Raw genomic sequence first — 18575 nt, forward strand, 5'->3', positions numbered from 1 at the left:
CTCAGAACGTGCGGGCGACGGTGAGGACGAACACGTGCCTCACCTCGCTGCTGCCGCCAGTGGTGACGCCATAAATGTCGGTGGTCGCACTGCCGCGCAGGCGCACCAGATCCAGCGACAGCTGCGCGCGCCACTCCTTGTATGAACTGGCCAGTCCCAGCCGCGCCTCGCTGCGGCTGGACTGCGCGTTATCGAGCGAATGGTAATAGCCGCCGTGCCAGAACGCCTGCCAGCGCGGCGCCAGCACCCAGCCGCCATTCAGTTCGCCATACAGCGAACGCTCGCGCATACCCAGATAGTCGGGCGAATAATGCAGACGCGCGCTCACCACCTCGCCGGCCAGGCCAACATACACTTCGCGGAAATTCCAGTTGGGATTCTTAGGAAACGCATACGCCGTCACGCCGGTCTCCCACGACAGGCCGGATGGCAGGCGTTGCGCATAGCCCGCATAGCCGGTCCATTGCGCGCTGCGGTGCGTCTCCACCGCCAACTGGCCGGTCACCACCTGACCGCCCGCGAACCAGCCCGAGGCGCCGTCGTAATTCAGGGCGGCGCGCGCCACCGGCTTGTCGTCACTGAGCGAGATGCCGCGGTACAGGTAATTGGAGGCGATGCCGGCACTGCCGCTCAGCTGCGCCTGCGCATCCAACGCCAGCAGCCAGGGCAGCACGCTCAGGGCGAGCGCGCGTAGCGGTTGGCGGAACTGGTGGGACACGCGCATGAGCATTTTCCTGTAGAGCGAAGGATGGTGGCACAAAGATCAATACCGGTCAAAGGTGCGCTGCCCTCGCTCAGCACGATGCTGTCGCGCAGCCGGGCCGCCGGCAGTTGCGGCTTGAGTTCCTCGATCAGCGCCAGCATGCCCGAGACATGCGCGGCGGCATACGAGGAACCGGCGACCACGCCCCAGCGCCCGCCGGGCAAGGTGGTCGGGATGTCGCGTCCCGGCGCCAGCAAGGCGCGCACGCCGTTGCGCGGCGGCGCGCCATCCGCTGCCACGGCAAACACACCGGGCGTATTGGCGGGAAAGCCGCCGTCGGCACGCGCCGGATCGACCGCGCCCACCACCCGAATGCCGCGCGCCTGCGCAGCTTCCACCAGCTGTTGCAGCAGCCGGTCCTGCGGTCCGGACAGACTGAGGTTGATCACTTGCGCGCCATTCAGCAGTGCGAAGTTGATGGCCTTGGCCAGCGTGAAGCTGTTGCAGCGGGTGGCGCTGCCGTTCTGCCAGCAGGCGCGCAGGGCCATCAGGCGCGCATCCGGCGCCACGCCTTCGATGCCGACGCCATTGCCGGCGCGCGCGGCAATCACACCGGCGACTGCGGTGCCGTGCAGTTCGGCCACATACTTCTGGCCGTCGACGAAGTTTTCTTCCACTGTCACCTGTCCGGCCAGATCGGGATGGCTGCTTTCAATCCCGCTATCGACCACCGCCACCGTGACCTTGCGGCCGGTGGCGGCTTTGCGGACTTCGTCCAGTTGCCAGGCGCTGGCCGCCGGCTGCATGCGGTACAGGGGATCGCTGCCGGCTTGCGCCACGAAGTCCTGGATCGCCTGCGCCCACTCGACGCGCTTGTCGCGCGCCAGCGCTTCCAGCACCGGGGTGGCGTCTTTGCCGGCGGGCAGGCGCATGCGATAGCAATCCACGCTCAGTGCCGGCATGGCCCAGTCTTCCATCAGTTCCAGCTGGTAGTCCTGGGCGATGGCGGCGGCGAGGCGTAGACGCGCGGCGTGGCCGGCGTCGTCGCGGTAGTTGGCGCCGCCGTAGTTGTCGGCGCGGTAGTGCGGCGCCGGCAGATGGAACATGACCAGGATCTCGGCGTTGGCCTGCGTTGTTTGCGCTGTGGCCGGCGCAGAGGCCGGCACGATTTGCGGCAGGTCTTGCGCCATCGTGATGGTGGCGCCCAGGAACAGCAACAGCGCCAGCAAGTGCTTCATGGCTGGCTCGCGGCGGTGAGCGACTCGGCCCGCTCCACCGCAGGATCGGCGCGCAGCGCGGACAGCAATTGCGGTTGGTGGGCGGCGTCGACGTCCAGCATGTAGGCGCCGGTGACGGTGGGGCCGCCGACGATCTGGGCGTGATGGTCCTGCATCAGGCGCTGCACGTCCCGCAGCCGGGCGTCGGGCTTGAAGACCACCAGCACGTCGGGCATGGCGGTGGCGCCGTTGCCCAAGGCGCGATAATCCGGAGCGGGAGCGCGCGGCAGCAGCTGCACGGCCAGTACGGCGATTACGGCGCACTGCGCCACCAGCGCACAGCCCTGCCAGCCTGCGCCATCCAGCCACGCGCGCAGGCGGTCCAGCATCGACGGAGCCGACGCGGACGGCGCGGCGTGGGCGGCGGCGGGTGCGGCGTCAAGTTGCGGCATCAGTCGCGCAAGCGCGCGTTCGGGATCGAGGCCGGCCGGCAGCGGGCCTTCGGTTTCCAGCAGCTTGCGCTGCCAGCCCAGTTCCGCGCGGCAGGCGCCGCATGCTTGCAGGTGCTGCTGCACCTGCGCCGCCTCTTCCTCGCTCAGCGCACCGGACGCGTACCACGGCAGCATATCCTGCAATGCCAGGTGCGCAGCATTGCTATCGCCGCTGCTGATGTTGGTCGTGTTGGTACTCATCGCATTTCTTCCATATGATCGGACAGCATGTCCTTGAGCTTTTGCCGCGCATGGAACATGCGCGTCTTCACGGTATTCACGGGGCAGTCCATCGTCTCGGCGATTTCCTGGTAGGCCATGCCGTGGTAATACGTCAGGCTGACCACCATACGCTGCTCCATCGGCAGCTGGTCCAGCGCCCGGCTGACGCCGCGCTGCAACTGCCGCGCCGCCAGCGCGTGCTCCGGCTGCGCGCCGGCTTCCGCCGTCTGGTCCTCCTGCGGCTCCAGCGGCACATCCAGCCCGCGCAGCGCTTTCAGGGCCTGGCGGTAGGCGATGGCAAAAATCCAGGTCGACAGCTTGCAGCTGCCGTCGAACGTATCGGCCTTCTGCCACACCACCAGCATGGTGTCGTTGATGATCTCCTCCACCAGCGGCACGTTGCGCGTCATGCGGTCCAGAAAACGCGCCAGCCGCGAGAAATAGGCCCGATACAGCATCTGAAAGGCGAGCTTGTCCCCGCCGCGTATCCGCAGCAGCAATCCACTCTCATCCAATTCGTCGGACACGCCCGTCCCCCTGCCTGTTCGCATGCATTTTCTCCCCTGGTGCGGTGAATACGCGGCCGGGGACGAAAGGTTCAAAAAAACCGCAAAAATATTTATCCCGCCAATTTTGAACCATCTTTTCGCGGGCGGCTATTGACCGCTACAACATTAACAGATTGCTCAGCCCCAGTGTTTGCCTCCAGCGCCTTGTGCGGACCGGCCCTGCTGTCGCCCGATCCTGCCGCCGTGTTTCGCCTGCTCCTCGCAGTGCCCCTGCTCGAGGAGTGGATCGTGCGCGCCGGCCTGCATCAGTGGCTGCTGCAACGGACCTCGCCGCTGCCGGCATGGCTGGGTAGCGCCGCCGCCTTCAGCGCCCTGCACCTGGGCTCGGGCCTGACGGCAGCGCTGCTGGTGTTCTGGCCCGCGCTGCTGTTCGGCGCGGCCTACCAGCGCTGGCGCGACTGGCGGCTGTGCGCCCTGTTGCATGGCTTGTGCAATGCCTTTGCCATCAGTGCATGTGCTTTTTAACTTCGATTGGAGAACCGATGAAACGAATCCGTCCCTCCCACCACGGCGCGCTGTCTGCCGCCGGCTTGTGGGTTCTGCTTGCGCTGGTGCTGGCGCCTGGCGCGCACGCAGCCGACGCCCTGAACGGCAAGTCGCTCTATCTGAACGGTCCCACCTCGGGCGGCACCAGCTGCGCCTCGTGCCACGGTCCCACGCCAGCCAGCAATGTGAACGGCATCCTGGCGGCGGCCAACAATCCCGCAGTGATCAGCAGCGCCTTTGCCGCCAACCGTGGTGGCATGGGATCCCTGTTCAACGGTAAATTCTCGACGGCGGAACTGGCCGACCTGGCAGCCTTCATCGGCAATCCGAATGTGACGGCGGCGCCGGTGGCATCGCTGGCGCCGGCCAGCCTGTCCTTCGCCGGCACCACCGTCGGCCAGAGTAGCGCCGCGCTCAGCACCACGCTGACCAACAGCGGCAACGCAGCGCTGAATATCAGCGCCATCGGCGTCGGCGGCGCCAATGCGTCGGAGTTTGCCATCACCGGCGGCAGCTGCAGCGCCGGCGGCTCGGTGGCGGCAGGCGCCAACTGCAATGTGCAACTGGTGTTCACGCCAGCGGCGGCCGGTGCGCGCAGCGCAGCGCTCAACATCAGCCACAACGCCACCGGCGGCAGCAGCAGCGTGGCGCTGGGCGGCACCGGCAATGCGGTGGCTGCGGCGACCATCTCGGTTTCGGCCAATGCGCTGAACTTCGGCGCACTGGTGACTGGCAGCGCATCGCCGGTGCAGAGCATCACCGTCAACAATGCCGGACAAGCGCCGCTGAGCTTCAGCAGCATCGCCCTCTCCGGCGCGAATGCAAGCATCTTCACACTGGGCGGCAGCTGCTCGACATCGGCCGCAGTGGCGGCGGGCGGCAGCTGCACCGTCACTGTGCTGGCCACGCCGACGGCAGCGGGCGCGTTTGCCGCCAGCCTGAATCTCGCCTCCAACGCCAGCAACGGGAATGTGGCAATCGGCCTGTCCGGCAGCGCCAGCGCAGCGGCGCCGTCGCTGTCGGCCAATCCAAGCGCGGTGGCGTTCGGATCGCAGACCGTGGGTGCCGGCGCCACCGCGCAAAACGTCACCATCACCAACCGCGGCAACGTGCCGGTGATCTTCACCAGCGTCGCCGTCAGCGGCGCGGCTTCCGTCACCATCGGCAGCGGCGCTTGCAGCGGCACGCTGGCGGTGGCAGCCAGCTGCAATGTCCCGCTGTCCTTCGCGCCGACGGCGGAAGGCAATGTCAGCGCCACGCTGCTGTTGCGCTCCAACGCGCCCGACCTGTCGATTGGCGTGACCGGCGCCGGCACCTCGGCCGCCGTCGCACGTCCTGTGCTGTCGGACGCCACGCCGTTCGCTTTCGCTGATGCGCAGGTGGGCCAGCAATCGGCGGCGCACAGCATCACCTTGAGCAATAACGGCAACGCCGCGCTTAAAATCACGTCGCTGGTCCTTGGCGGCAGCAATCCCGGCGACTTCGCACTGGCCGGCACCTGCGCGATGAATGGCACGGTCAGCCCCGGCGCCAGCTGTACCATCGACACCAGCTTCAAGCCCGCCGCCGCCGGCGCGCGCACTGCCGACCTGCTACTGATGACGGACGGCGGCGCGCAGTTCACCGTGCGCCTCAGCGGCAACGGCATGTCGGTGCCAAGCACCACGCCGAGCTTGAGCACCGCTCCCCAGTCCTTCGACTTTGGCAGCGCCATCGTCGGGGACACGGGCCCCGTCAAGCGCTTCACGCTGACCAACACCGGCAGCGCGCCGTTGACCATCAACAGCGCCACCTTCAGCGGTCCTTACGCAGCGGCCAGCGACGCCAATGCCTGCGCCGCCTTCCCGCTGACGCTGGCCGCCGGCGCCTCATGCGAGCTGCCGGTGCGCTTCACTCCGACCACCAACGGCAACGCCGCCGGCAGCGTGACGCTGCAAGCGACAGGCGCCAGCTGGAACATCGCGCTGAGCGGCCAAGGTACGGCATCGACGCCCAACACTGGCGGCGGCATGCAGAACCACGGCGGCGGCGGTTGCTCGTCGGTGAAGGACGGTAACGATCCGATGCTGGCCTTCCTGGTTGTGCTGGCGGCGGCCGTGCTGCTGTGGCGTCGCCGCCAGGCGCGTGCCGCCGCCGGCACGCTGGCTGCGTGCGCCGTGCTGTCGCTGTCGTCGCTGCCATCGCCGGCATCCGCGCTGGAGCCGGGCAAACCGGCGCCGGCGTTTGCACTGAGCGGCCCGGATGGCGCGGTCAAGCTGGAACAGTACCAGGGCAAATTGGTGTACATCGATTTCTGGGCCTCGTGGTGCGGCCCTTGCCGCCAGTCCTTCCCCTGGATGAACGAGATGCAAGCACGCTACGGCAAACAGGGCTTGCAGATCGTCGGCATCAACGTCGACGCCAAGGCCGATGACGCGCGCAGCTTCCTGGCCGCCACGCCAGCGCAGTTTGTGATCGCCTTCGATCCGGCCGGTAGCGCGCCGCGCACCTACGGCATCAAGGGCATGCCGAGCAGCGTGTTGATCGGCCCCGACGGCAAGGTTCTGTATGAGCACAGCGGCTTCCGTGCCGCCGACCGCGAGGCGCTGGAGAGCCGCATCAAGGCCGCGCTGGGAGCCGTCAAATGAAGGCGCGCATCGTCATGGCGCTGTGCGCCGCCACGGCAGGCCTGTCCGGCTGCGCGCTGCCGCCGGTACAGCCGTGGGAAAAAGGCCAGCTGGCGCGCAGCGACATGCTGCTGCAGGGCGATCCGCTCGGCACCCGCTTCAATGAACACATCTACACCAGCAAGGAAGCTGCTTCCGGCGGCAGCGCCGTCGGCGGTGGCGGCTGCGGCTGCAACTGACAAGGAACATCATGGATAAAGACAAACAGCCCGCCGTCGGACCAGCGCTGCTGGCAGCGGCCATGCTGCTGCCGGGCCTCGCGCATGCCGAGGCGGCGCCGGAGCGCGGCGCCATCAACGTCAAATACCTGTACTACAAGGAAGACCAGCCGGGCCTGGACCGCGTGCAGGTGCATGCGCCATCCGTCTCGGTGATGGCGCCGATCGCCGGCGAATGGTCGGTCACGGCCAGCGCCACGATGGACGACGTCTCCGGTGCGTCGCCGCGCTATCACACGGCGGTATCGGGCGCGTCGCGCATGGACGACCTGCGCAAGGCCGGCGACATATCGGTGACGCGCTATCTTCCGCACGGCACGGTGAGCGTCGGCGCGGCCTTCTCCACCGAACACGACTACCGCTCGCGCGCGCTGTCGCTGCAAGCCACCTTCGACAGCGACGACAAGAACACCACCTGGGCGCTCGGCCTGGGCGGTTCGGACGACGCCATCGATCCGGTCAACCGCATCGTGCGGAATGAAGGCCGCCAGACCGTCAGCGTGCTGGCAGGCGTCACGCGCATCTTCACATCGGTCGATATAGGCCAGCTGACCTACACCCACAGCACGGGCCACGGCTACTACTCCGATCCGTACAAACTGGTCGACAACCGCCCGCGCAAACGCGATCAGGACACGCTGCTGGCGCAATGGAACCACCGCTTCATCAACGCCGACGCCACCAGCCGCCTGAGCTACCGCTACTACCGCGACAGCTTCGGCGTCAGCGCGCATACGCTGTCCGGCGAATGGGTGCAGTCGCTGGCCAATGGCTGGACCGTGACGCCGGGCCTGCGCCTGTACTCGCAGCGCGCGGCCGACTTCTACTTCGATCCGGTCTACGACAGCAAGACCGGCGCGCCCTTCCCTCCCGGCTATGTATTCGGCGGTTCGGCCTTCACCTCGGCCGACCAGCGCCTGTCGGCGTTCGGCACCGTCACGGCGGGACTCAAGGTGGCGAAGCAGATTGACCGCGACTGGAGCGTCGACCTGAAGCTGGAGCACTACGAGCAGCGCGCTGCATGGCGCGTGTTCGGCGCCGGCAGTCCGGGCCTGGCGCCGATGCGCGCCAACAGCCTGCAAATCGGCTTCACGCGGCTATGGTAGAAGGCATCTACGGCGTCGGTTTCGCCGCGATGGGCAGCCGCTGCGAGGTACGCCTCGCAGCGGCAGATGAAGACACGGCGCGACGCCTCGCTACTTTCGCCATCGACGAAGTGCGCCGCATCGAGCACAAATACTCGCGCTATCGCCGCGACAGTGTGGTCGGACGCATCAATGCCGGCGCCGGCCGCTACGAGATCGCATGCGACAAGGAGACGCTCGCGCTGCTGGCCTATGCCGATACGCTGTACGCGGCCAGCGATGGCCGTTTCGACATCACATCCGGCGTGCTGCGCAAGGCGTGGGACTTCCGGCGCGGCGTAGTGCCTGAGCCGGAGGCCTTGCAGGACTTGCTGCCGCTGGTGGGCTGGCAGCAAGTGGAACGCGACCAGGCCAGGGTGTTCCTGCCGCACAAAGGAATGGAATTGGACTTCGGCGGCTTTGGCAAGGAGTACGCGGCCGACCGCGCGGCGGAAGCGCTGGCGGAACGCGGCGTGACGCACGCCTATCTGAACCTCGGCGGCGACATGCGCTTTCTCGGTCCACGCCCGGATGGCGGGGCGTGGGATATCGGCATCCAGGATCCGCGCGACATGGACGCCACGGTCGCCAGTATTCCGGTCAGCCTTGGCGCGCTGGCCACCAGCGGCGACTACGAGCGATTCATGGAAATCGGCGGCCAGCGCTACTGCCATGTGCTCGATCCGCGCAGCGGCATGCCGGTGTCGCACTGGCGCTCGGTCAGCGTGCTGGCGCCGCTGGCCATCACGGCCGGTAGCTGCACCACCATTGCCATGCTGCTGGAGGAAGACGGTATCAGCTTTCTCGAACGTTCGGGCATGAGTTATCTCGCCATCGACCATCAAGGGCATATTTTTCGGAGAACAAGATGAGGTCTATTTTTCACTGGCTATGCGTGCTGCTGTTGGCGGCCTGGCTTCCCGCCGTGCAGGCGGATGATTTCCTGCCGCCGGAGCAGGCCTTTGTGCTCAAGGCGGAATTGCGCGATGCACGCACGGTGAGCCTGCGCTGGAGCATGCCCGCCGGCTATCACCTGTATCGCGAGCGGCTGTCGTTCACCGGGCCAGGCGTGGCGCAGCCGCAGCTGCCGGCAGGGCAGCGCAAGTTCGATGAGAACTTCGGCAAGGAGATGGAGACCTACTACGGCACGCTGGACTTGCAGGTGCCGGTCAGCGGCAATGCGCCGTTCGACCTGACTGTCGGCTATCAGGGCTGCGCGGATGCGGGCTTGTGCTATCCGCCGGTGGCTGTGACCTATACGATCAACCCGGCGACGCCGGGCGTGCTGTCGGCGAAGACGGCGGACGCTGCGCCAGCGCCGGGCGCGGCGGCTCCAGCGGCCCCGGTAGCTCCGGCAGCTCCGGTAGCTCCGGCTGTGGAAGACGACACCTCGCTGGCCCAGCGCACGCTGCAAAGCGGCAGCGCCTGGCGTATCGGTGGCGCCTTCCTGGTATTCGGCCTGCTGCTCTCCTTCACGCCGTGCGTGCTGCCGATGGTGCCCATCCTGTCGTCGATCATCGTCGGCGAGGGCAGCGTGACGCGCAAGCGCGGCCTGCTGCTGGCGGGCGCCTACAGCATCGGCATGGCGCTGGTCTACACCGCGCTCGGCGTGGCCGCCGGTCTGGCCGGCGAAGGCCTGGCCGGCGCGCTGCAAAAGCCGTGGGTGCTGCTGACCTTTGGCGCGCTGCTGTTCGCGCTGGCGCTGTCGATGTTCGACGTCTATCAGCTGCAACTGCCTGGCGCCCTGCAAAGCCGCCTGACCGAATCGAGCGGCCGCCAGAGCGGCGGCAAGCTGATTGGCGTGTTCATCATGGGCGCGCTGTCGGCGCTGATCGTCGGTCCTTGCGTGGCGGGTCCGCTGGCCGGCGCCCTGCTCTACATCAGCCAGACCGGCAACGCCGCCACCGGCGGCTGGGCCTTGTTCGCAATGGCCACCGGCATGAGCGTGCCGCTGCTGCTGACCGGCCTGTCGGCCGGCAGCCTGCTGCCGCGCGCCGGCGGCTGGATGAACAATGTGAAGAAAGTCTTCGGCCTGCTGCTGATCGCGGTGGCCATATGGATGATCGGCCCGGTGCTGCCGGTCACCGCCGTCATGGCGCTGTGGGGCGCGTTCGCCATCCTGTGCGCGGCGTTCCTGCGCATCGGCGACAGCCTGCCGCAAGGTGCCGGCATCGGCGCTTACGCCGCCAAGGCGCTGGGCGTGGTGATGCTGCTCGGTGGCCTGTTTGAACTGGTGGGCGCGGCCAGCGCCGGCACCGATGTGCTGCAACCGCTGGCGCACCTGCGCGCCAGCGGCGGCAGCGCAACGCCGGGCGCACAGGCTGCGGCTCACGACGGTCCGCGCTTCACGCGCATCCGCACGGTGGCCGACCTCGACCGGGTGCTGGCCACCACCACCAAGCCGGTGATGCTGGACTTCTACGCCGACTGGTGCGTGGCCTGCAAGGAAATGGAGCGCATGACGTTCTCCGAAGGCCGCGTGGCCGCCGCCATGCAGGACATGCAGCTGATACAGGTGGACGTCACCGCCAACAACGCCGACGACCGCGCGCTGATGAAGCGCTTCCAGCTGTTCGGCCCACCCGGCATCATCCTGTTCGACGCCCGTGGCAAGGAGGTGCCGCAGGCGCGCGTGATCGGCTTCATGCCGCCGGAATCCTTCGTGCGCCAGCTACAGCGAACTAGCGAACAAAGCTAGGCCGCTTCGGCGAGTAGACGAAGTCCGGCATCAGGTAGCGCATCGCCATCGCGTCGTCGCGCGCGGTGGTGGCGACTTTCTTGTACAGCGCATGCGCCGCCGCGATGCGGTCCATATCCGGCTCGATGCCCAGGCCCGGCTTCTGCGGCACCTGCACCGCGCCGCCGACAATCTGCAGCGGCTCGCGCGTCAGGCGCTCCTGGCCTTCCTGCCAGATCCAGTGCGTGTCGATGGCGGTGATCTGCCCCGGCGCAGCGGCGGCGGCGTGCGTGAACATCGCCAGCGAAACGTCGAAGTGGTTGTTCGAATGCGAGCCCCACGTCAGTCCCCACTGCTCGCACAGCTGCGCCAGTCGCACCGAGCCTTGCATGGTCCAGAAATGCGGGTCGGCCAATGGAATATCCACCGCCCCCAGCAGATGCGAATGCGCCATCTGGCGCCAGTCGGTGGCGACCATGTTGGTGGCGGTCGGAATGCCGGTCGCGCGGCGGAATTCAGCCATGATCTCGCGCCCCGAGTAGCCGTTCTCCGGACCGCAAGGATCTTCCGCATAGGCCAGCACATCGCCCCTGCCTTTGCACAGTTCAATCGCCTCGCGCAGCGACCACGCGCCGTTAGGATCCAGCGTCACGCGCGAATCCGGATAGCGCTTCTTGATCGCGGTGACGGCTTCCATCTCTTCCGCGCCGCGCATCACGCCACCCTTCAGTTTGAAATCGCGGAAGCCATATTTGTCCACGGTCGCTTCCGCCAGCTCGACGATTTCGGACGGCGTCATCGCTTCCTGGTTGCGGCGCGCGTACCAGCCGCTGGCGCCGTCACCGGTCAGATAAGGCAAGTCGGTGCGGCGGCGGTCGCCGATGTAGAACAGGTAGGCCAGCATCGGCACGCTGTCGCGCTGCTGGCCGCTGCCCAGCAGTTCGCACACCGGCACGCCCAGGTGCTGGCCGAGCAAATCGAGCAGTGCCGCTTCCACTGCAGTCACCACATTTTCCAGGCGCAGGTTAATTTCGTGCGGCTGCTTCAGCACCGCCTCTTCCGCCGCCGAGGTCACCTGATACTGCTGGCCGGGCGCATCCTGTCCCGCGATGGCGGCGCGCAGCGCATTCAGCGTGCGGTTGTAGCGGCCGATCTGCGTGCCCACCACCAGCGGCACCGCGCGCTCCAGCGCCGCCAGGATGCCAGCGCCGCCGGGCACTTCGCCCATGCCGGTATTGCCGGCGCTGTCGGTCAGCAGCACCAGGTTGCGGGTGAAGAAAGGTGCGTGCGCACCGCACAGGTTCAGCAGCATGCTGTCGTATCCCGCCACCGGGATCACCTGCATTGCAGTGATTACAGGAGTTGCATTACTCATGGATTCGATTCCGGAAAAAAAAACCGCCCCGGCGGGGGCGGGTAAAGGCCCCCGCTGGAGACGGGGGCCAGACGATCACGAGAGATCAGAACTTGGCGCGCAGGCCCAGCGAGAAGGTACGGCCTGGCGAATACTGCGAGAAGTTGGCATTGCTGAACTGGTAGTACGTACGGCGCGAGTCGTTGTTGAGATTGACGATGTCAAAGCTCAGGCTCGGCCAACCGTCCTTGTCGAACACTTCACCCAGGTCGATGCTCGACGAGAAGTCCAGCTGCTTGTAGTTGTCCGAGAACAGCGCGGCATTGGTGATGCCGTTCTGGTTCGCGCCAGCTACCTGGCTGCCCAGCGAGAAGGTGTGCGACAGGCGCGCCATGTAGCCGTGGTTCTCGTAGTAGACCGAGAAGTTGTTGGTACGCTTAGGCACGCCCAGCGCCACGAAGCCGTTCGAACCTTCGCCGCTGGCACGCTGCGTGATGAAGGTCGCGGTTTCGCTGATGCCAACGCCGCGGAACGGCAGGATCTTGTCCAGCGGCTGCACCCAGCCCAGCTCCAGGCCGCGGATCGTCAGCTCGCCGCTGGCGTTGCGGGCACGGGTCAGCACCACGGTAGCCGCGTCAGGACCGCCACGCGAGTTGATCGCGGTCTGCTGGTTCGGGGTCAGCGTGTTGTAGTTGATGCCGTACGCCGCCAGCGAGCTGAATGGCGCGGTGATGTTTTCGTTGATGGTGAAGCCGTCCACCTTCTTCTGGAAGCCGGTCACGCTGACATAGCCTTCGCGGCCGGTGTACCAGTCGATGCCCAGGTCGATATTATCCGACAGGTATGGCTTCAGGCCTGGATTGCCGACCGAGCCCACGTCCGCCGACACCGACGAGAAGTTCACGCCAGGACGCAGCGCGTTCGGGTCGGCACGGGTCATGCTGCGCGACAGGGCGGCGCGTGCCACCAGATCGCTGCGCAGATTGACCGCCAGGGTGCCCGATGGCAGCGTGTTGCTGTAGGTGGTATCCAGATAGACCCACTGGTCGATGTTCGGATACTTGCTGCCGTTCAGGGTCAGGGTGGCGTTGCGTGGATCGCTGATCGAATTCAGCGAGCCGACCGACTGGCGGGTGCGGATGTAGCGTACGCCGCCGTTGTAACGGGCCGGGAAACCAGCCAGGTCGAACTGGCCATTCGCTTCCAGGTACAGGCCGGTGGCTTTCTCGCCGATGAAGCCCGAGCTGGCGCCGGTCGACGACGAACCGCTGACCGGTGCGTTGTTGTAGTACTGCTGGTAGTTGGAATCCTTGGCGAAGCGGTCCCACGCGATCACCGGCTTGCCGTAAGGGCCAGGCACGATGTAGCTGGCCAGCGCGGTTTGCGGAATCAGCGAACCGCCGTAGGTCAGCGGCGTGGTGGCGCCGGCGGTGTAGCCGGTGCCATAGCCTGGATACAGCGCGGCGGCGCTGGCGCCCGGGGTCGAAGCGCCGTTGCAGGCCGGACCGCCGTTAGGGCCGAGCAGGAACACGCTAGGGTTGTTGCCGCACACCGCAGCCTGCCAGGCCGCCGAGTTGTCGGTGGCGCGGATGCGGCGCTCGATATCGTCGTAAGCGACGCCACCCTTCAGGTTGAACTTCTCGGTGCCCCAGGTCAGGTCGCTGTGGAAGCCCTTGGTCTCGGTCTGGCGGAATTCATTCTGCACGTTGACGCGGCCGGTGTTCCAGACGTAGCTGTTCGGGTCGTTCAGGTTGGTGCTGGACACCACCGACGGGATGCCGCCGTTGTTGTTGTTGAAGGTGACCGTGTTGCCGCTGTTCGGCGCGGTGATCACGTACACCGTCGGCGCTTCGTGGCTGAAGTTACTCTTGGTGTAGTTGAGCTGGGCGTCCAGTTTCAGGGTCGGGGTGATCTTCCACTCCATGCCCGGATTGATGCCCTTCATGTCCACCTGGTCGCGGCGATAGCCGTGCTCGAAGAAGTTCTGGGTGTTGGCGAAGGTGCCACCGGTGACGGTGCAACCGTTGGCGCAATCGGTCTTATCGACCGTCATGTTCAGCGGGATCATGCCGCCGTTACGGACCGACCAGTCGTAGTCCATGCGCGTCATCTTGTCGTCGCGCTTGCTGTACATGGTGTCCAGGTAGAAGTGCAGGTTTTCGGTCGGACGGTATTCGGCGCTGAAGATGGCCGAGCCCTTGTCCTTGGTGCCGAAGTAATCCATCTGGCGGCCCAGGCGCGGGATGATGGCGTTGTCGATCTGCTGGATGGTCAGGCCTGGGTTGTGCGCCAGCAGCCATGCCTGGTCGATTACTTCACCGGTGACCAGGCCGTTGCCGGCGCCGGCTGGCACGGTGGCCGGAATGGTGTAGTTGCCGCCGCCGGTGTTGTTGCGGGTCGAGGCCGGATTCTGCGCGGCCGACAGGTTGGCGTTGGTGTAGCCCACGGTTTCCCAGCCGGTGGTGTGCACCTGCTGGCGCGAGATCGCCACGCCGCCGAGGATACCCCAGTTGCCGAAGGTCTGGCTGGCCAGGAAGGAGCCGCGGCCGCCGGTCTTGTCGGCGATCTGCTGCTTGGTGGCGGTGACGCTGGCCGAGATGGTGCGGCCTTCCTTGTCGAACGGACGCGCGCTGCGCAGGTTGACCACGCCGGCCGCGCCGCCTTCGATCATCTCGGCGGTCGGGCTCTTGCTGACGGTCAGCTTGGTGAACAGGTCGGTTGGCAGCAGGTCGAGGTCGACCTCGCGGTTGGTGTTGGCGCCGTCGATCGGGCCGGACGAAGCAACTGCGATCGGCGCGCCGTTCAGCAGGATCTTGGTGAAGCTGGAGCCGAGGCCGCGAATCTGGATGGTCGAGCCTTCGCCGGTGATGTCGCGCGACACGCCCACGCCCGGAATGCGGCTCAGCGATTCAGCGATGTTCTTGTCCGGGAATTTACCGAAGTCTTCGGCGTTGATCGAGTCCTGGAAGCCGACGGCTTCCTTCTTGTCCTTGGCCGACGACAACAGCGAGTTGCGGTAGCCACTGACCTGCACCACCGTCATTGGGGCCGCTTCGTCCTTGCCGGCAGCGGCAGCCGGGGCCGCGTCCTGAGCGAATGATTGCGCAATCAAACCTGCCATGATGGTCAGGCCGAACGCCATTTGCCGACGCGCTTGCCGGCCTTTCTGTTGATTCACAGGCATTTCCAAGTCTCCTTCGGCACATTGCCGCAGTTATTGTTATGAGTAACGCAACAGAAACATAAAATGGTTGCGCGATCATTTGAGTTTAAAAGTGATGGAAAGTGCTTGTCAACCGAAAAATGTTATACGCAACCATTTTTACGCAGACAGGGGCGAATGGCAGGGAAAACGTGTGACGGAATTGCGACGCCGGCGGTTTTTCAACCGCCGGCCGGGAGGGCAAAGAGATCAGTACTTGGCAGGCGCGTTCGGCGCCGGGGTGGCGGATTTGATGAAGTTGCGCAGGTCGTCGTTGGCGGTGGCCAGGTCTTCCGAACGCAGGTACATCATGTGGCCGCTGCGGTAGCCGGCGAACGACAGGCGGTCCTTCATCTTGCCGCTCGGGTCCAGTTGCCACATGGTGTACTTGGCGTCGAAGTAGGTGCAGGCGCCGTCGTAGTAGCCGGACTGGATGAACACTTTCAGGTACGGATTGGCCGCCATCGCCAGGCGCAGGTTTTCACCCGTCTTCTCGTTCTTGAAGTCCCACGGATGAACGTCGCCGAACAGGTTGTATTTGACGTCGGTCTTGTAGCCGAGGTCATTGCGCAGGTACTGGTTGATGGCCGGCGTGAACGAGTGCAGCCACGAAGTCAGCTCGGCGTTGTAGTCCACCTTGTCGCCCGATTCGGTCTTGTCGATGCCGAGGTAGCGCGAGTCCAGGCGGCCCACGGTCTTGCCCTGCTTGCGCAGCAGCTCTTTCCAGAACTGCTCCGGCTGCACCGCCAGATTGTTCTGCACCACGTAGTCCACCGACAGGCCCGAATAGCGCGCCACCTTGGCGGCGATCTTTGCCTTCGTGGCCGCGTCGATAAAGCCGCCCTTGGCCAGCGCCGGCAGGAATTCATCGGTGGTGAAGGCTTCCACTTCCGGCAGCACGTCCTTCAGGTCCTTGGCTTGCAGGTCGGCCGGCAGCACTTTCTGATACCACGCGGTGGCCGCGTAGTACGGCAGCTTGAGCGCATCGTCCACGTTACCGTCGCGCTTCAGGCCCAGCTCCGTCGGCGACACCAGCACCACGCCGTTCAGATACATCCACTGCGCGTTCTGCAGTTCCAGCGCCAGGCCGGCCACGCGCGAGGTGCCGTAGCTTTCGCCGATCAGGTACTTCGGCGAAGTCCAGCGGCCTTCGCGCGACACGAAGGTGCTGACCCATTCGGCCAGGTACTGGATGTCCGCGTTCACACCGAAGAAGCGCGCACGGTCAGCCTTGCCGTCCAAAACGCGCGAGAAGCCGGTATTGACCGGGTCGATATAAATGATGTCGGCCACGTCGAGGATGGAATGCGGATTGTCCTTCACACCGTATGGCTGCACTGGATAACCTTCCGCATCCAGGTTCAGGACTTTAGGGCCGGTGTAGGCGATGTGCATCCACACCGAGGCCGAACCGGGACCGCCGTTGAACGAAATCACCAGCGGACGCTTGCCCTTGTCGCTCACGTCGCTGCGCTGGTAGTAGGTGTAGAACAGCGACGCCGACACCTTGCCGTCCTTGTCCCACACCGGCTGCGTACCGGCGGTGACTTTGTACGGCACAACCTTGCCTTTGATGGTGACCTGGCCGGTCTTGGTCACTTGTGAATCTGCTTTCAGCAAACGCTCGCTGGCCTGCAATTCTGCGGTGCGTTCTTTGCTGAGGGCAGGCGCCTTGTCGGCGTCTTGTGCGTAAGCGGCTGTGCTTATGGCCAGCAGCATAGCAAGGGCAAGCTTGGATTTCATGGCATCTCTCAAGGTTGAAAGAGCTTATAGTAAGGACCAAGTGCTATGGCGTCCAGTCCAGAACTGTAACTGCGGAAGGCGGCACAGAAGCCTGTCCTTCTCCATCAACTTGTTGAACTTTTTGGACGAATAAACTCAGTATTCCGTCGCGTCGCCACAACTCGGTGTCGTAACTCGGCTCCCATGCGCCGACCGAAGATGCGGTCAGATCCTGCACCTGCCAGACGCCATGCGCAACGTCGCGCACCTGCGCGACGGAGACCTTGCTGCCGCGTTCTTCGTCGCGGAACACCAGCAGCGCGCCGGCCTTGCCCACCATGATCTGCGGCCGCGCAATCGGGATCCGCTTGGTGCCCTGCCCGCCCAGCGTGAATGGCGTCTTGCGGAAGTCCAGCGCGCGCACCTGCCATGCTGCGCCGGTGTGATAGATGACGTGGTACTGCGGCACCATCGAACCGGCATCGCGCCAGTAGCTGGCGATGTAGGGACGGCCTTCGCTGTCGGCCGCCATCGAGGTCTGGTTAATCAACTCGCTGTTCTGCGGAATGCGCAGCGCATACTCGGCGCTGGCCGCGTTGATCGGCAGCGTGTACGGCGTGCCGTCCGAACGCTCCCACGTCACGCCGCCGTCGCGCGAGCGCGCGTAGGCCATGTCGTGATTGCTCGCCACGTCCGGCGACTCGCGCCACACCCACGACACATGCAGCGTGCCGCGATGATCGAGGAAAGCCTGCCAGTACGCATTGCGCTTGCCCTCGCCGCTGATCAGGTTGGTGTGCAGGCGCGTCCAGCGCTGCGTGGCGACGTCGTAGCGGTTGATGATCAAGTCGCCGCGCCCCGATCCGCCCAGGCGGTAGAAGAACAGCAGGTTCCCGTTTGGCAGGCGATGGAACTCCGGATACGAGACCTCGTTTTCATCGGCGCCCGTCATCGCGAGTTTGTCGCCCAGTTCCAGCGATCCCGGCGCCACGCTGCGCGCGTAGCGCAGCGGATTGTTGTGATGGTCCCACGACACGTGCAGGTAACCGGCGCCGTCCACCATGATGCTGATGGCGTTGTGCGCATCGGCCGCATTGCCCTGCCACGGCGTGCGGCGCGTGGTCCACTGGGTGCTGTCCAAGGCGCGCTTGCCCAGCACCAGATAGCGCTCGGCGTCGTAGTAGGCCACGTACTGCGTGTCGCCCTGCGTCACCAGCGAATTCTTGCGGAACACCACCGCGTTGACCGAGTTATTGGCCCAGCCCTCGCCCACCGTCGATGTAACAGGGGAAGCCCCTGCATGGAACGCTGTGGCCAGCAAAGCCGCCGAGATTAAACGTTTTATCATCCGCCCATGATATGCCAAAAAACATGTCACAGATCAATGCGGACGCAATTTCCATGCGGCAAACTATGCGATAATGCCTCCCGCAATACAAGGCGCCCAACAATCTTGACGCTATGACCACGCAACACGACCACACACCCTATCTCGACCAACTGAACGACGATCCGCACGCCTTCTGGGAATCGCGGATCAAGGCCAGCCGCTGGATGATCACCAAGACCTTCGCGCTAGGCGCGATGGCGGCCGCGCTCGGCGCGCTGGGACAGGGCTGGCTGGAAGACGGGGCGCCGCTGCTGCCCATCATCAGCCAGAACTACGGCCTGTGGCAGACCGCCTACGTGCTGGCGCTGCTGGTGATCTTCCTGCTGTGGGCCGCCGCCATGCGGCAGAAACTCGGCCTGCTGCACAACAGCAAGCAAGGCCTGGCCACGCAATATCGCATCGACGAGCAAAACGCCCGCCGCGAAGAGCGCATCCGCGCCGAGCGCGAGCGCCGCGAACAGCTGCGCGAAGAACGCGCCGAGCACACCATCTACCACAAGGCCGGCGGCCGCAGTAACAAGTTCGACTACTGAA

General features: G+C 65.6%; 15 protein-coding genes. 7 read left to right on the forward strand and 8 right to left on the reverse strand.

Features of this window, described 5'->3' with window-relative positions; translation table 11 throughout:
- Position 1: 1 nt before the first annotated feature.
- Genes BMZ70_RS15965 through BMZ70_RS15980 form a run of 4 tightly spaced genes read right to left on the reverse strand, consistent with a single transcriptional unit; the run spans position 2 to position 3160 of the window.
- The gene (locus BMZ70_RS15965) at positions 2-724 is read right to left on the reverse strand and encodes a TorF family putative porin (protein ID WP_165403462.1); all 723 of its coding nucleotides are present in this window, start codon (positions 722-724) and stop codon (positions 2-4) included.
- Positions 676-1941, reverse strand: coding sequence for a S8 family peptidase (locus BMZ70_RS15970; RefSeq protein WP_092276242.1), 1266 nt, complete (start codon positions 1939-1941; stop codon positions 676-678). Before BMZ70_RS15970 ends, BMZ70_RS15965 begins: the two co-directional genes overlap by 49 nt.
- Positions 1938-2612 carry a zf-HC2 domain-containing protein gene (locus tag BMZ70_RS15975; protein ID WP_092276245.1) on the reverse strand — a complete coding sequence of 225 codons (675 nt, stop codon included), beginning with the start codon at positions 2610-2612 and terminating at the stop codon, positions 1938-1940. Before BMZ70_RS15975 ends, BMZ70_RS15970 begins: the two co-directional genes overlap by 4 nt.
- Complete coding sequence (locus BMZ70_RS15980) at positions 2609-3160, reverse strand: RNA polymerase sigma factor (RefSeq protein WP_229205424.1); 552 nt, start codon at positions 3158-3160, stop codon at positions 2609-2611. Before BMZ70_RS15980 ends, BMZ70_RS15975 begins: the two co-directional genes overlap by 4 nt.
- Positions 3161-3328: 168 nt before the next feature.
- On the opposite strand from BMZ70_RS15980, the gene mrtJ reads away from it, so the two are divergent.
- From mrtJ to dsbD, 6 genes are read left to right on the forward strand one after another with little or no spacing between them, the layout of a single operon-like run.
- Positions 3329-3667, forward strand: a complete 339-nt coding sequence (mrtJ, locus tag BMZ70_RS15985; protein ID WP_229205425.1) for a JDVT-CTERM system glutamic-type intramembrane protease MrtJ — start codon at positions 3329-3331, stop codon at positions 3665-3667.
- Between the two features lie 17 nt (positions 3668-3684).
- Positions 3685-6315: a choice-of-anchor D domain-containing protein gene (locus BMZ70_RS15990; protein ID WP_092276250.1), complete on the forward strand. Its 2631-nt coding sequence runs from the start codon at positions 3685-3687 to the stop codon at positions 6313-6315.
- Positions 6312-6533, forward strand: coding sequence for a DUF4266 domain-containing protein (locus BMZ70_RS15995; protein WP_092276253.1), 222 nt, complete (start codon positions 6312-6314; stop codon positions 6531-6533). Before BMZ70_RS15990 ends, BMZ70_RS15995 begins: the two co-directional genes overlap by 4 nt.
- Positions 6534-6544: 11 nt before the next feature.
- Entirely contained in the window at positions 6545-7678 is a 1134-nt protein-coding gene (locus BMZ70_RS16000) for a DUF3570 domain-containing protein (RefSeq protein ID WP_092276256.1), read from the forward strand.
- Entirely contained in the window at positions 7672-8568 is an 897-nt protein-coding gene (locus BMZ70_RS16005; protein WP_092276259.1) for an FAD:protein FMN transferase, read from the forward strand. The genes BMZ70_RS16000 and BMZ70_RS16005 overlap by 7 nt, the downstream gene beginning before the upstream one ends.
- Complete coding sequence (gene dsbD / locus BMZ70_RS16010) at positions 8565-10394, forward strand: protein-disulfide reductase DsbD (RefSeq protein WP_092276262.1); 1830 nt, start codon at positions 8565-8567, stop codon at positions 10392-10394. The genes BMZ70_RS16005 and dsbD overlap by 4 nt, the downstream gene beginning before the upstream one ends.
- On the opposite strand, the gene BMZ70_RS16015 is transcribed toward dsbD, so the two are convergent.
- From BMZ70_RS16015 to BMZ70_RS16030, 4 genes are all read right to left on the reverse strand, one after another.
- Positions 10378-11748 carry an enolase C-terminal domain-like protein gene (locus BMZ70_RS16015; RefSeq protein WP_092276265.1) on the reverse strand — a complete coding sequence of 457 codons (1371 nt, stop codon included), beginning with the start codon at positions 11746-11748 and terminating at the stop codon, positions 10378-10380. The genes dsbD and BMZ70_RS16015 overlap by 17 nt on opposite strands.
- Before the next feature lie 85 nt (positions 11749-11833).
- Positions 11834-14905, reverse strand: a complete 3072-nt coding sequence (locus tag BMZ70_RS16020; protein ID WP_373922497.1) for a TonB-dependent receptor — start codon at positions 14903-14905, stop codon at positions 11834-11836.
- Positions 14906-15139: 234 nt separating this feature from the next.
- The gene (locus BMZ70_RS16025) at positions 15140-16672 is read right to left on the reverse strand and encodes a S10 family peptidase (RefSeq protein WP_092276271.1); all 1533 of its coding nucleotides are present in this window, start codon (positions 16670-16672) and stop codon (positions 15140-15142) included.
- 43 nt (positions 16673-16715) lie between these two features.
- Positions 16716-17999 (reverse strand): BNR repeat-containing protein, encoded by a 1284-nt coding sequence (locus BMZ70_RS16030; RefSeq protein WP_092276273.1) that lies wholly within the window; start codon positions 17997-17999, stop codon positions 16716-16718.
- 113 nt (positions 18000-18112) lie between these two features.
- Here BMZ70_RS16030 and BMZ70_RS16035 point away from each other — a divergent pair, with 113 nt between their 5' ends.
- Positions 18113-18574: a hypothetical protein gene (locus BMZ70_RS16035; RefSeq protein ID WP_092276276.1), complete on the forward strand. Its 462-nt coding sequence runs from the start codon at positions 18113-18115 to the stop codon at positions 18572-18574.
- Position 18575: the final 1 nt, after the last annotated feature.

The organism is Duganella sp. CF402, assembly GCF_900109645.1.
In the GTDB taxonomy this organism is placed as follows: domain Bacteria; phylum Pseudomonadota; class Gammaproteobacteria; order Burkholderiales; family Burkholderiaceae_D; genus Rugamonas.

Coding starts and splice junctions, on each gene's coding strand:
- BMZ70_RS16000 (WP_092276256.1), top strand. CDS start 6,545: ATGGATAAAGACAAACAGCCCGCCGTCGGACCAGCGCTGCTGGCAGCG.
- BMZ70_RS15970 (WP_092276242.1), bottom strand. CDS start 1,941: ATGAAGCACTTGCTGGCGCTGTTGCTGTTCCTGGGCGCCACCATCACG.
- dsbD (WP_092276262.1), top strand. CDS start 8,565: ATGAGGTCTATTTTTCACTGGCTATGCGTGCTGCTGTTGGCGGCCTGG.
- BMZ70_RS16030 (WP_092276273.1), bottom strand. CDS start 17,999: ATGATAAAACGTTTAATCTCGGCGGCTTTGCTGGCCACAGCGTTCCAT.
- BMZ70_RS16035 (WP_092276276.1), top strand. CDS start 18,113: ATGACCACGCAACACGACCACACACCCTATCTCGACCAACTGAACGAC.
- BMZ70_RS16025 (WP_092276271.1), bottom strand. CDS start 16,672: ATGAAATCCAAGCTTGCCCTTGCTATGCTGCTGGCCATAAGCACAGCC.
- BMZ70_RS15995 (WP_092276253.1), top strand. CDS start 6,312: ATGAAGGCGCGCATCGTCATGGCGCTGTGCGCCGCCACGGCAGGCCTG.
- BMZ70_RS16005 (WP_092276259.1), top strand. CDS start 7,672: ATGGTAGAAGGCATCTACGGCGTCGGTTTCGCCGCGATGGGCAGCCGC.
- BMZ70_RS15965 (WP_165403462.1), bottom strand. CDS start 724: ATGCGCGTGTCCCACCAGTTCCGCCAACCGCTACGCGCGCTCGCCCTG.
- BMZ70_RS16015 (WP_092276265.1), bottom strand. CDS start 11,748: ATGAGTAATGCAACTCCTGTAATCACTGCAATGCAGGTGATCCCGGTG.
- BMZ70_RS15990 (WP_092276250.1), top strand. CDS start 3,685: ATGAAACGAATCCGTCCCTCCCACCACGGCGCGCTGTCTGCCGCCGGC.
- BMZ70_RS15975 (WP_092276245.1), bottom strand. CDS start 2,612: ATGAGTACCAACACGACCAACATCAGCAGCGGCGATAGCAATGCTGCG.